Annotated in this window: 12 protein-coding genes and 1 pseudogene; 9 read left to right on the forward strand and 4 right to left on the reverse strand. The window is 62.9% G+C overall.

Features of this window, described 5'->3' with window-relative positions:
* Window positions 1-95 precede the first annotated feature (95 nt).
* On the forward strand, window positions 96-341 hold the full coding sequence (rpmB, locus tag GLL_RS19780; protein WP_011143826.1) for a 50S ribosomal protein L28: 246 nt from the start codon (window positions 96-98) through the stop codon (window positions 339-341).
* A 30-nt stretch (window positions 342-371) separates the two neighbouring features.
* Here the strand turns inward: rpmB and GLL_RS19785 are convergent, their stop codons facing one another.
* Window positions 372-1,121, reverse strand: a complete 750-nt coding sequence (locus GLL_RS19785) for a sucrose-phosphate phosphatase (protein ID WP_011143827.1) — start codon at window positions 1,119-1,121, stop codon at window positions 372-374.
* A gap of 3 nt (window positions 1,122-1,124) precedes the next feature.
* Complete coding sequence (locus tag GLL_RS19790; protein ID WP_011143828.1) at window positions 1,125-2,372, reverse strand: glycosyltransferase family 4 protein; 1,248 nt, start codon at window positions 2,370-2,372, stop codon at window positions 1,125-1,127.
* Window positions 2,373-2,660: 288 nt separating this feature from the next.
* On the opposite strand from GLL_RS19790, the gene GLL_RS19795 reads away from it, so the two are divergent.
* The 5 genes from GLL_RS19795 to GLL_RS19815 all read left to right on the forward strand — a co-directional run bounded on the left by GLL_RS19795 (window position 2,661) and on the right by GLL_RS19815 (window position 7,510).
* Window positions 2,661-3,236 (forward strand): DUF2808 domain-containing protein, encoded by a 576-nt coding sequence (locus GLL_RS19795; RefSeq protein WP_011143829.1) that lies wholly within the window; start codon window positions 2,661-2,663, stop codon window positions 3,234-3,236.
* Window positions 3,237-3,344: 108 nt separating this feature from the next.
* Entirely contained in the window at window positions 3,345-5,144 is a 1,800-nt protein-coding gene (locus GLL_RS19800) for an S-layer homology domain-containing protein (protein ID WP_011143830.1), read from the forward strand.
* A gap of 211 nt (window positions 5,145-5,355) precedes the next feature.
* Window positions 5,356-5,604, forward strand: coding sequence for a DUF4351 domain-containing protein (locus tag GLL_RS23345; protein ID WP_011143831.1), 249 nt, complete (start codon window positions 5,356-5,358; stop codon window positions 5,602-5,604).
* Window positions 5,605-5,679: 75 nt separating this feature from the next.
* Window positions 5,680-6,264 (forward strand): tetratricopeptide repeat protein, encoded by a 585-nt coding sequence (locus GLL_RS19810; RefSeq protein ID WP_164929388.1) that lies wholly within the window; start codon window positions 5,680-5,682, stop codon window positions 6,262-6,264.
* A gap of 514 nt (window positions 6,265-6,778) precedes the next feature.
* Window positions 6,779-7,510 carry a Uma2 family endonuclease gene (locus tag GLL_RS19815; RefSeq protein ID WP_011143833.1) on the forward strand — a complete coding sequence of 244 codons (732 nt, stop codon included), beginning with the start codon at window positions 6,779-6,781 and terminating at the stop codon, window positions 7,508-7,510.
* A 45-nt stretch (window positions 7,511-7,555) separates the two neighbouring features.
* On the opposite strand, the pseudogene GLL_RS23825 reads toward GLL_RS19815, so the two are convergent.
* Together GLL_RS23825 and GLL_RS19825 are read right to left on the reverse strand one after the other, a co-directional pair.
* Window positions 7,556-8,223 (reverse strand): annotated as a pseudogene (locus tag GLL_RS23825) (glycosyl transferase family 1); the annotation flags it as partial.
* 104 nt (window positions 8,224-8,327) lie between these two features.
* Window positions 8,328-9,170, reverse strand: coding sequence for a hypothetical protein (locus tag GLL_RS19825; RefSeq protein ID WP_011143835.1), 843 nt, complete (start codon window positions 9,168-9,170; stop codon window positions 8,328-8,330).
* A gap of 109 nt (window positions 9,171-9,279) precedes the next feature.
* On the opposite strand from GLL_RS19825, the gene GLL_RS19830 reads away from it, so the two are divergent.
* The 3 genes from GLL_RS19830 to GLL_RS19840 are packed head-to-tail and all read left to right on the forward strand — an operon-like array spanning window position 9,280 to window position 12,976.
* Window positions 9,280-10,776, forward strand: coding sequence for an aldehyde dehydrogenase family protein (locus GLL_RS19830; protein ID WP_011143836.1), 1,497 nt, complete (start codon window positions 9,280-9,282; stop codon window positions 10,774-10,776).
* A gap of 11 nt (window positions 10,777-10,787) precedes the next feature.
* Window positions 10,788-12,107, forward strand: coding sequence for an acetyl ornithine aminotransferase family protein (locus GLL_RS19835; RefSeq protein ID WP_011143837.1), 1,320 nt, complete (start codon window positions 10,788-10,790; stop codon window positions 12,105-12,107).
* A gap of 8 nt (window positions 12,108-12,115) precedes the next feature.
* Window positions 12,116-12,976 (forward strand): DUF1338 domain-containing protein, encoded by an 861-nt coding sequence (locus tag GLL_RS19840; RefSeq protein WP_011143838.1) that lies wholly within the window; start codon window positions 12,116-12,118, stop codon window positions 12,974-12,976.

The following is a 12,976-nucleotide window of genomic DNA, read 5'->3' on the forward strand; positions in this document are numbered from 1 at the left end:
TTGTAACGTTGAGCCCATCGGCCACGACACCCGTGCGGCGAACCCTCCTGGTGTGTAATAATTAGCGATTGTGTTCAAAATCCGGAGTGCGGACGATGTCGCGCAAGTGCATGCTCACCGGCAAAAAAGCCAACAACGCCTACAGCGTTTCTTTTTCCCACCGCCGCAACAAGCGTTTGCAGATGGCCAACTTGCAATGGAAGCGGATCTGGGACGATCAGCAGGGTTGCTTCGTGCGCTTGAAGCTCTCGACCAAAGCGATCAAGACCCTTGAGCACCGCAGCCTGCACGCTTTGGCCAAAGAAGCGGGTCTGGATCTAAGCAAATACGTTGTGAAATAAATCAAGGCTTACGATTGCGCGCCGCACCGGTTAGATAAGCTGCCAGTGGCGCAATCCTTCGGCGATGCCTTCAGCACAGCGGCCCTTCGCAGCGTAGATAGGCAGCTTCGGCTGCCCCGTCATCCACGCGACCAGCTCGCTACGGGCATTGCCGACGGCGATTCCCAGGTTGCCCGTCTCAAAGAGGCTTTGATCGTTGCCGGAATCGCCGCAGACCACTGTATTTCGACTGTCGAAGTTCCAGCGCTCCTGCAAGTAGCGCACCGCTGATCCCTTGTTGCCCTTGGCGGGCAGGATGTCAAGATCGCGAAAACTGGAGTAGACCACGCGCGTTCGCAACTGCGCCTTTAGTAACTGTGCTTCGAGTTCGGCGATGCGGTAAGCGTGGGCGGGATCGAGAAAATAACTGCGCTTGAACGGGCCTTGCTCAGCCGAAGGCTGGGGCCACAGTTCCGGGAAAAGCCCGGCGACAGCTTCGATTGCCTCCGTTTGCCATCCGTCCTTCAGAAGCTCCCACCACCGATGATCCGGCCTGTCGGGATCTTCTGAATAGTAGATGGCCGTCCCGACACTAGTCACCAGGGCATCGGGAATCAACAATTCGGCCTCGGCAATCAGGGTCAAAGCCGAAGCAGGCGAGCGTCCGGTGGCATAGATCACTGTGACCTCGGGTTCGGCGAGGACCGCGTTGAGCACCCGCAGCGCCTCGCGGTCCTCGGGAAGCGAACCGACCAGGGTGTCGTCGAGATCGCTGACGAACAAAAAAGGCAGGTTCGCCATCGATCAGGCCACAGACTGCTGCTTTTGCGGGCGATTAGAAACCCGACGGGCCGCCAGGTTCGCATAAAGGCGCCCGAGTTGGCGGCTCACCCCGGCCCAGGTGAAGTGGTCATGGATGCGGCGAACACCGGCGAGCGACAACCGCTCGCGCAACCCGGCATCGGTAATCACCCGGCGAATGGCCCCGGCGAAGCGCTCGGCATCGCGCGGCGGTACCAGCAGACCCGTCTCGTTGTTGACGACGCTGTAGCATAGCCCACCTACCGCGCTGGCGATCACCGGTGTGCCGCAGGCCATCGCTTCGATGGCCACCAAACCAAACGGTTCGTAGTGGCTTGGCACCACGCACACGTCCGCTGCCGTGTAATAGTTGGGCAGATCCGCCTGGTCGATGCGGCCCGTAAACTCGGTCCGACCGGTTAGACCCACCTCCTCGACTACACTGCGGATGCGCTCGAACTCGACGCCGTCGCCGCGATCGGGCGTATAGCCGCCGCCGATGACCAGACGCACCGGTTCCTCAATCTGGGCCACCGCGCGCACCAGGGTCTCGATCCCCTTGCGCTTGTCGAAGCGGCCCACGTAGAGCACCACTTTCTCCTGCTCAGCCCAGCCGAGTACCCGCCGCGCCTCGGCCCGATCGGTCTCCACGAAGTGGCCGATGTCTACACCGCAAGGAATGACATCCACCGAGCCTTTGCGCGAGACGTAAGAGCGCATATGCTCCGCCTCTTGAGGGCTGGTGGCCACGACCCGGTCCGCCTGCTCCAGAATCCGGCGCTCACCGTTCAGGCGCAGCTGTGCCGAGGCGGGAATCTCTGCGACGTTCATGTATTTGACGGCACCCAGGGAGTGGTAAGTGTGTACCACGGGTATACCCAATTTCTCGCGCAGTGCCAGCCCCACCATCCCCGAATGCCAATAGTGGGTGTGTACCGCGTCGTAGGAGTGGCGCCGGGCGTAGGCCGTCAAGCTTTCCACAAAATGGGGAATATAGCTGTGTAAGTCGTCGCGCTTCACAAACTCCAAAGGCCCGGCGGCGAGGCGGATCGTGCGGCAGTTGGGAGCTTCTTCGACGACCTCTTCTTGTGACGGATCTATACGGCGAGTGAACATGTCTACCTGGTGGCCGAGACTTGCCAGATGCTTGCCGACCTCTCGAACATAGACATTTTGTCCACCTGCTTCCTCTGCGCCGATGACCGCCGAGGGGTCGCCATTCACAGAGATCAGTGCAATCCGTCCGTACATATATAATCTCCGAGACGCCTGTCGTTGCTTTGTTATTTGGTAGCTTGACTATAGGATGGCTCACGCGATGCATGCAATTCTTCTGCCCCAGGGCTGAAATGGTCGAACCGTTCCAAATAGGCCGTTCTGCGTATGGGCAGGATTGAACCCGTCCCATCTCTCTTTAGGGGGAAGTGGCGGCGTCGCTGCCTTATCAGGATTAAGAATAGGTAAAGAAAGTAGCGCTCGTCCTGCCGGAGGCGAGCTTCCCGGGCGAGCCGACTTGGAGTCGATTCAAGGAGTGTCCCCATGATGTACCGCGCACTTGTCCCTGCTGCCGCCCTCGGGGTGCTGGTCGCCGTTCCGGCCGGTGCCATTCAGTTTGCCGACGGCGAGACCGCCTTTGACCACATTCCGCGTCTGGTCGGTCAGGATCTGGTCGACCGCGGATTCAATACCCGTGGTACCTACAACGTCCGCATCCAGGTTCCACAGCAAAGCAACACTGCCCTGGGACGGGTCGTCATCGGTCTGGCCAATCCCCTCAACTGCGACGTCATTGCGCCGGTACCCGGCAGTGGCGATGTGTCGGTGGCCCAGATGACCTCCAGCCGAACGATGCCGGTGCGGGTGCGTGTCGGGGACGGCACCGGTTTGCGCTACGGCGATGCCGTCTCCTCCGTGGCCCGCATCGAAGGGTCGCAGTTGGCGGTCACCTTCGATGAGCCGGTTGCCCCCGGCAGCACCGTCAATATCGAGTGGATGGCCTCCAACCCGGATGTCGAGGCCACCTATCTGTTCGACGTGGTCGCCTATCCGGCCGGGGACGCGCCGCGCGGCCAGTTTCTGGGCTTTGCCCGCCTCAATGTCGGGACAAACTTCTGAGGTTGTCCTGGCGGCCCTGCCGTGACCCGATTTCTTGCCTTCGGGAACCCTGCCGCCGCACTTTTGTCTGGCTACACTATCAGTCAGGTAGTGCACGGATAGCAAGCCATGAAACGCAACTGGGTTGTACATGTGGGTTTGTGGCTGGGATTGAGCGGGGGCATCTCCCAGGTGCTTGCCCAGGAGCCCGCGGCACCCCCAACAACCGACGGCGCACCGCCGCCGGAGTTACCCTCCCTCGCCCCGGCCCCGTCGGCCCCCGCCAGCGACGAGCTGGACGTGCGCTGGACGAAGCCTTACGCCGAGGCGGTGCAGAGCAAAAGCGATCTCATCATCCTGGGGGAATCCCTCGATGCGACGATGAGCCGCATCGAGCTGGCCCGCTGGCTCACGAACGTCTTTGAAATCCGGCCCGTCGCCAAGAAGAAGGACACACCGATCAAGGACGTGCCCAAAAACAGCCCCGATTATCTCAACGTCCAGGCGCTATTGCAGGCCGGGGTGATGTCCACCTATCCGGGCAATCTATTTAAGCCCCAGGGCGATCTCACTCGCCTGGAGGCGCTCGCCATCTTCGGGCGCGCCCTCAAGCTGGCTGCACCTTCCAAACCGGCGGTCGAAAGCTGGCTGGGTCTGTACAGCGACACCGCTTCTGTACCGCAGGCGGGGCGCGAATTTATCGCCGCCGCCGCCCAGGCGGGATTGGTAGTTAACGTGCCCGACGCCAAAAAGCTCGGCCCCGACGATGTGCTCACCCGCGGCGAGGTGGCGGTGCTGATGCACCAGTCGCTTGTCTATCAGAAGAAGCTGGCGGCTGTGGAGGCCCCGGTCGCTCAGATCAAGATCGAGCGGCCGACGATCGCCTCGATTCAGGTGCAGCCGGACGCCAAAGTCCCCCCCGGCCAGGCGGTGACGGTGACGGCCAAGGGCACCCCCGGCGCCCAGGCCAAGTTCGATCTGGCGGATCTGGCGACCGACGTGGCGATGCAGGAGAGTAGTCCCGGCGAATACACCGGCACCTACAAAGTCACCGACAAAGACGCCATTATCAACCCGACGGTGACGGTGCGCCTCGATCGGGGCGGCCTCACCACCCAGGCGCAGCGGATCGCCAAGCTGGAGGTGGGCAATGCCCGCACCGCCCAGGCTCCCCGGGACACCTACCCCGACGACGAGCTGCCTCCGATGCCCTCGCGCTCGGCGCGGCGCGCCGGCGGCTTCGACGACAGCTACGGCTCGCGTTCAGCCGCCGCCCCAAGCAGCAGCCCCCGCCCCGCCTACGACGACGACGGCTTCCCGCCCGCCCCGCCCCCGAACAACAATGCGGGTGTCTCGGGCAGTTTTGACAGCTACAGCACCCGCGGCGGCTACGGCAACCCGAACCCCTACGGCGCCGGCCCCGGCAGCGGCAGCTTCGGCACCAGTCCCTACGGCAACCGCTCCCCCGGCAGCCTCGGCGGCAGCTTCGGTACCAGCCCCTACTACGGCACCCGCCCTCCCGGTTCCAGTACCTTCGGCACCCCCGGCTACGGCAACCCGCCCATCATCACCCGCCGCAGCAGCGGCGATTTGTTCAGCCCGCCTTCGCCCTTCGACCCGGTGCAGCGTCCCAATCGCCTGCGCATCCGCCAGGTGAGCGTCGATCCGGCCAACCGGGTGCTCCACAGCGGCGATGTGCTCACGGTCTCGCTTGAGGGGGACGGCGGCGGCAAGGCCACCTTCCGCATCCTGGGCTACACCGGCCCGATCACCATGAAGGAAATCACCACCGGCTTCTACGAAGCGACCGTGCAAATCGGCAAAAACATCAACGTCCCGGGCGGCACGATCGAGGTGGCCCTCGAACGCGAAGGTCAGCGCACCACCCGCAACATCAACGAATCGATCAACATCTCCTCGAACCGCTAGTCAGCGGCACAGCCGTACATCCACACCAATATCCAAGCCCTCCAGCCGTGATCAGCTGTAAGCACCGGCAGAGCAGATTTCATGGCGAGAGCCGGACAAGCCCGGTTCCCCAGCGAAAGACCCGGGCTTTTGTGATCGGGCGCAATCGGGCCACAAGCAGTGCGTCTTCGAAGCGTTCTCACGGCTGCATAAATTTTCTCAGTTGCCTCTAGTGGTTTTCTGCGGTTGGCAGGAGGCTGTTCAGCAGAGCAAATTTCAATTGCTGCTGCGCCTACTGGAGCGCAAGTTTGGGCCGCTGCCGCAAGACCTGCGCACAAGCTTACAGACGATTACCGACGGAGACGCATTGGATCGTCTGGGCCTAGCCTTGATCGATGCCCCGGATCTAGAGACTTTCCAGATGCTTTCAGGTGAGAATCCAAACGAGCGCCAACCCCAGGCGCTCCCGCAGGATCCTTAAGAAATACTACTCCACGCTATGCCTGGCGTGGGCGGCGGGGCGAGGATAGAGAAGAATGACTATCCTGGTGCCGCGATGCTCGATGCGAAGGACTGGCTCAAGATCGGTGCGGCCAAGTTCAAAAGCGCCGACTACGAGGGGGCAATCAAAGATTACAATCAGGCGCTCCTGTTGGATCCGCAATCGGCATCGGCCCACTGCCAGCGCGGCAACGCCTTTGCCCGTCTGCGCGTCGCGCAGCGGGCGCTCGAAGACTACAACCACGCCATTCGGCTCGACGCCGATTCCGCGGAGGCCCACTTCAACCGCGCCGACATGCGCAGCCGGATGGGCAGCACCAGCGGGGCGCTCGAAGACTACGCCTGGGTGGTACGCCTGCGTCCCTCCGATGCCTGCGCCAGGGGCAAACTTGGCAATGCCTTCTACCGCCTCGGGCAGCACCAGGAGGCCCTGGAGAGCTACGACGAGGCGTTGCGCCTCGACCCGGCTTACGCGGAGGTGTATTCCAACCGCGGCCTCGCCCGCCACAAACTCGGGGATCAGGTGGGAGCGGCGGCGGACTTCGCCGCCGCCGCCCGGTGGTTTGCCGAGAAGGGCGATTTCGCCCTGCACAAACAGGCGCAGGGCAACCTCGACAAAGTCCTGCGGCTGGTCGGCTGAGGTAAGCTGGCTGTAGCTCATAGGGGTTCCTTTCAGTCTGGTAAACGTCAGGATACCTCTATGGGTCTCTCCAGGGAACCCTTTCAATCTGTGCACTTCATTTTTGAAGTGGCGTCTCAAAATAAATAGATGCTGGGCCGCTTTTGAGACCGTTGGCCAAACATTGCAACCGGCAAGTTCCCTAAACGCCCATTTTGCATCTGCAGATCTCTAAGCTTTCATTCCTTAAAATGGCGACACAGGAACCCCGCCCAGTGTTGGAAATGCCGCAGCTTTATCACGGCATACGGGTTCTCACCTCTCCCAAGGCTCTGATTGTTCAGGACAACAAGCCTGTCGCCACAGACGATCACGGCGAGCCTGTGCCGGATGTAACTATCGTGGTGCCGGATCCTGGACGCGGCTCGAAATCGCCCGATTTTTTCTGCCGGCCTGAGGCCACTGCGTCGGGATTGCACGCTTGAGAACGGGGCTTTGGCTAAGATGCTCTCAAAGCGCGACCGAGTGAGTTGCCGTGGTCCAGTACAATCCGCTCCAGCCCCTGCCCACCGATGAGGAACTGCCGGATTCCGACGGCAAGCCTGTGGACAACGAACTGCATGTCCTCATTCCCGCCCTGCTGCGCTCCATTCTGGCGCTGCTGTGGGTGGAGCGGACCGACTGGTTTTTTGGCGCCAATATGGGCGTCTACTATGACCCCAAGCAGCCGCCGCTGGTCCCGGACGCCTTTTTGAGCCTGGGGGTGGACCGCAACCGGCGCGCTCCGCAGCTGCGGCTCAGTTACGTGCTGTGGCAGGAGAACAATATCGTTCCACAATGGGTGCTTGAGATTGTCTCTCAAACCCCCGGCGGCGAGTACGACGCCAAGATGGCCAAGTACGCTGAACTTGGCGTGCTTTACCACCTCGTCTACAACCCCAATTACACCAGGCGCGACCGGCACGAGCGCTTCGAGCTGTATCGGCTCACCGATGGGGCCTACGAACGTTTGCCGGGCTGCCCCGTGTGGATACCCGAACTTGAGCTGGGGATCGGCTACGAGTTGGGTCGCTTTGAAGGCCGCACCCAGGAGTGGCTGTACTGGTACGACCGAGAGGGTCACCGATTGGCCACGCCCGAGGAAGCAGCCGAATCTCAGAAGCGACTCACAGAACAGCAACAGCAACGCGCCGAGCAAGAGCGACAGCGTGCCGAGCGCCTGGCCGCCCGGCTGCGGGCGATGGGTATCGAGCCCGACGAAAACTGAAGCCGCAAGGAACCTGACGCAGTGCGGATTTTATTTTGCATCCCCCATGCCCCGGGCGACGTAGGTGACCAACTCCTCCACCTCCGAAAGATCCAGGCCCAGCCGGGGCAGCGCCAGACGACTCCGCCGGGGGCGGAAGTAATCCGTATCCACCCCATCGTGCAAAACCGCGATCTTCGATCGCAAAGGGGCCGGAAACTGCGAGTGCTGCCAGACGGTGGGCGAGATGCCCAGATCGCAGGCGGCAAGGGGTCCATCAAGATGGGCGCGTTCTTGATGCGCAACTGCGCCAGGGTGTCGGGGCTCGCCGGGTCGGACAGGTCAAAATCGACGTCCGACCCGTGGGCGCGGTAAAACCATTCGAAGTAGCAGACCAGCCGCGCGTCGGGCAGGGCGTCTTTGATGTAAAGGGTCGGCCCCCAGCCCGAGTGGCCGTAAACGAGGTCAGGGACAAATCCAAATTCTTTAAGACGGTTCACCAACCGGTAGACCGCCTGCCCCTGCAGCACGGCGTTCTCAAAGCCGCCCAGGTAGGGATGCACCTCGGCATGGGCCTGGCGCGACGGACCGTAGAGCACTTTGTGGACGCCGGGAAGCTCGCCTTCTTCCCGGTTGGTGCCAAAGACGACCTGGTTGCGGGGATCGGCCGCGAGGGCGGTTGCCAGGCGGCGAAACTGGGCCGGGAAATTGGGGTGCAAAAAAAGAATGCGCATCGATCAAGATAGAGATTCCCCATGCCTAACATTCTCGGTGAGGGACAAACCATGGCCAAACGGGCTGCCCCACTTCCTAAAGATAGGCGCCGAGACTGATCGCCCTATCCGGCTTTTTTGACCGCTACGGTGCGGTGCACGGCGGTCCAGTCGTCCTTGGGGTCGAGGGCGGTGGCGGCGTCGGGAACCTGGCCGGTCAGCGCGGTGCGAAAGTCCCGGTCGAAGCGCGAGCCGGTGCCGAACAGGTCGTCGACAGCAGTCGGTTTTTCGCCCAAAGCCGGCAGCGAAATGTTGCTCAGATCCGCCGCTCCCACCGAACCCACGATCACCAGATGGTCGTACCCTTCGGGCTGGTTTTTGGGCGCGCTCAGCGTAATAATCACCTCGGGACCGTAACCGATTTTGAGGGTCTCGCCGAGTTTGGTCGGTTTGCCGTAGCCGGAAAGCGGGTGCAAAGGCGCCAAACGCAGATCCTGATCGAGATCGACGATGTAGATATAAAGCGGCACTGGGGATTGGTTGGTGACTTCAATCACCAGCGAACGGCCGCTGGCGATTACGGTCGAATCGCCGTTCATCGGCAGCGGCTCGGCTTCGCCGGGCTTGTCTTTGCCGGCTTCACGGGTCAGACGCTTCAATTGGACGGCGAGGGCGTCCTTCAGTTTGGTGTAGCGGTTGGTGAGGTTGCGGATGTTGAGGTAGCCCGCCAGGTGTTCGAGGGTGACGAGCGCCCCCCGCTCCGGGCGCATCCCGGCGAAGCGCGCCGCGCCCAGAGGTCGCCCGTCCAGCACATAGACAAAGCGACCGTCCTGCACCTCGACCATGGCGGAAGCAGCCTCGTCCTCCGAAGCGATCAGTAGTGGCGAACTTTCGAGGCTCTGGCGCAACGCCTCGGCGACGCGGTTTTTGCCGTTGATGCGGATGGGCTGGGGACGGGGCGCGGGCATGGGCTTGTCGGGGCAACTCCGTGCCTACATTAACGTGTTTTTCGCAAGCTTCGGGTTTGGCGGGTCCGGTCGCTACTATAGAAAAGTTTTGGCCCGGTGCATAAAAATGATGTCCACACCCATCCACTGCCTCAACTACATCGACGGCCAGTGGCAACCCGCCCAATCGGGCGAGACGCTCGAAGACCTGAACCCTGCCGATCGCCGCGAAGTGGTGGCGACTTTTCCGCGCTCGGGCGCGGCCGACGTCGAGGCCGCCGTCACTGCCGCCCGCAAAGCCTACAGAGGCTGGCGGCTGGTGAGCGCCCCGGCTAGGGCCGAGATTGTCTTTCGCATCGGCGAGATTCTGCGCGGGCGCAAAGAAGCGCTGGCCCAACTGATGAGCCGCGAGATGGGCAAGACCATCGTCGAAGCGCGCGGCGATGTGCAGGAGGCGATCGACTGCGCCTTCTACTACGCTGGGGAGGGGCGACGGCTGTTTGGCCAGACCACCCCCTCCGAAATGGACAACAAGTTCGCGATGTCGGTGCGCTCACCGGTGGGGGTGTGCTCCCTAATTACTCCCTGGAACTTTCCTGTCGCTATTCCCTGCTGGAAGGCCCTTCCGGCCCTGGTCTGCGGCAACACGGTGATCCTCAAGCCCGCCGAGGACACCCCCGCCTGTGCCACAGCCCTCATCGACGTCTTTCGGGAGGCGGGCTTGCCCGCCGGGGTGGCCAATCTCGTGCACGGCACCGGCGAGGAAACGGGTCGGGCGCTGGTCGCCCACCCGGGGGTGGATCTGGTGTCTTTTACCGGTTCTTCGGTGGTGGGAGCGGAGGTGGCCTCGGTGTGCGGCCGCACCCACAAGCGCGTCTGCCTGGAGATGGGGGGCAAGAACGCCCAGATCGTCATGGAGGACGCCGATCTTGAACTGGCCCTCAAAGGAGCGCTCTGGGGCGCCTTCGGCACCACCGGCCAGCGCTGCACCGCCACCAGCCGCCTGATCTTGCACCGCGACATCAAGCAGGTTTTTACCGAAAAGCTCATCGAGCAGGCCCGCCAACTGCGCCTCGGTCCCGGCATCGACCCAAATACCGAAGTCGGCCCGCTCATCAACGAAAGCCAACTGAGCCGCGTGCACGAGTACATCGAGATTGCCCGCCAGGAAGGGCTTAAGATCTTGCTTGGCGGCGAACCGGTCCGCTCCGAGGAACTAGTCCACGGCCACTTCTTTGAGCCCACGATTCTCGATGAAGTGCCCCCCGCCAGCCGTCTGGCCCGCGAGGAAGTGTTCGGGCCGGTGGTGGTGCTGATGACCGTAGATTCCTTCGAGCAAGCGGTGGAATTGCTCAACGACACGCCCTACGGGCTTTCTTCCTCGGTCTACACCCGCGATGTCAACCGGGCCTTCCGGGCCATCCGCGACATCGAGGCGGGGATCACCTACATCAATGGACCGACCACGGGGGCGGAGGTGCACCTGCCCTTCGGCGGCGTCAAGCAAACCGGCAACGGCCACCGCGAAGCCGGGGCCGCCGTGCTGGATGTGTTTTCTGAATGGAAGACCGTCTACGTCGATTTTTCCGGTCAACTACAGCGCGCCCAGATCGACAACCGTTCGTGAGGACTACCCCGATGCTCAGTCTGCCCACCAAAGAGGCTTCTTTGCCCCGCGTCCCGCGCCTGGTGGGACCTCTACCCGGCCCCCGCGCCCAGGCCCTTATTGCCCGCGACGAAGCGGTCACCTCGCCTTCCTACACCCGCGGTTACCCACTGGTGGCCGCCCGCGGCGAAGGCTGCATGCTCGAAGACGTAGACGGCAACGTCTTTTTGGATCTGACCGCCGGGATCGCCGTCACCGCCACCGGCCACGCCCATCCGGTGGTCGTGCGCGCCATCCAGGAGCAGGCCGCCAATCTGCTGCACATGTCGGGCACCGACTTTTATTACGAACCGATGGCTGAACTGGCTGAGGCCCTGTGCGAGCGCGCTCCCTTCCCGACGGCGGCAGGCCGCCCCCGCGCCCGGGTGTTCTTCAGCAATTCCGGCGCCGAATCGAACGAAGGGGCGCTGAAGCTGGCGCGCTACTACACCGGCCGCCAGCAGGTAGTAGCCTTTTTGGGAGCCTTCCACGGCCGCACCTACGGAGCGATGTCGCTCACCGGCTCCAGGGCCGTGCAGCGCCAGGGTTTCGGCCCGCTGGTACCCGGGATCAGCCACATTCCCTACGGCACCCACGCGAGCCTCGACTACCTCGAAGACAAACTGTTCCCGGCGGTGTTGCCTCCTGAAGAGATAGCGGCCATCGTCGTCGAATCGATCCAGGGCGAAGGCGGCTATATCGTGCCGGAGGACGGCTTTCATGAGCGCATCCGCCAGATTTGCACCCGCCACGGCATCTTGATGGTGGTGGACGAGGTGCAGGCGGGCATGGGCCGCACCGGCAAGCTCTTTGCCATCGAGCACTGGGGGGTCCAGCCCGATATCGTCACCCTCGCCAAGGGCATCGCGAGCGGCCTGCCCCTGGGGGCCATCCTATCGCGGCCCGAGATCATGACCTGGCCCGCCGGGTCACACGCGACGACGTTTGGGGGCAACCCGGTCGCCTGTGCCGCCGCCAACGCCACGCTCAAGCTTTTGGAAGCGGGGCTCATCGAGAACGCCGAGCGCATGGGACGTGTCCTCCAGGCGGGGCTGGGCCAATTGGCCGATCGCTTCTCCTTTGTCTCGGCTTCTCGGGGCAAGGGCCTGATGGTGGCCGTCGATCTATTCGACGCGGCGGGCAACCTCGATCGCGAGCGGCGCGACCAGATCGTCGATCTGGCCTTTTACAGGGGGCTGTTGCTGCTGGGTTGCGGCAAGGCGGCCATCCGCTTCTGCCCGCCGCTGGTGATCGACGCCGACCAGGTCCGGGTCGCCCTCGACATACTCCGTCAAATCTTCGAGGAGCAATAGACAGATAAATGAACGCTCTTGCGGCACAACAACTGTGGGCGAAGCTATGGGCGAAGTACCAGGCGCGGGTCGCCTACGCCCGCACTTACCAGCGGATGATCGAGCAGGCGGGCGGCACGCTCGCCAACGATCACATTGCCTTTCGCTCCCTTAGGCTGATCCTGGACGGCCAGGACTTCGGCCTCGGCTATCTGGAGCGGTTTTTGCTTCCCCTGGGCTACGAAGCAGCCGGTGAATACGTCTTCCCGACCCAATCGCTGTACGCCCGTCACTACCGCCACCCCGAACAGGACGCCCTCGACCTGCCGAAACTGTTCGTAAGCGAACTCGTCGTAGATGACCTGCCGCAACCCGCAGCCGGGATCATCCGCGCGAGTGTCGCGGGGGCAAAGCTAGTCGAGCGGGCCGACACACCGGAAGCTTTGGAGGCAGTCTTCGATCGCCCCTGGCAACCCCCACTGCGCTCGGCCGTCGAGGCGGTCAACGCCGCAAGCCAGTACGGCGCCTGGGTGCTGCTGCACGGGTACGCCGTCAACCATTTCACCGGCTACATCAACCGCCAAAACACCGCTGCCTACCCGGATATCGAGAGCACCGCCCGGGGGCTGGCAGCCCTCGGAGTACCGATGAAAAGCGAGATCGAGGGCAGTTGGGGCAGCGGCCTCAGGCAGACCGCCACCAAAGCGGTCAGCGAGCCTGCCACGGTGCGCGAGGATGCCACAGGCAAACCGGTGCAAATCCCCTGGACCTACGCCTACTACGAAATCGCCGAGCGCGGACCAATCGAAGTCGCCCCGGGCCGGATGGAGCGCTTCGAAGGGTTCCTGGGTCCGCAGGCTAAGAATCTCTTCGAGATGACCCGAAAATAA

The organism is Gloeobacter violaceus PCC 7421 (genome assembly GCF_000011385.1).
Classification (GTDB): Bacteria; Cyanobacteriota; Cyanobacteriia; order Gloeobacterales; family Gloeobacteraceae; genus Gloeobacter; species Gloeobacter violaceus.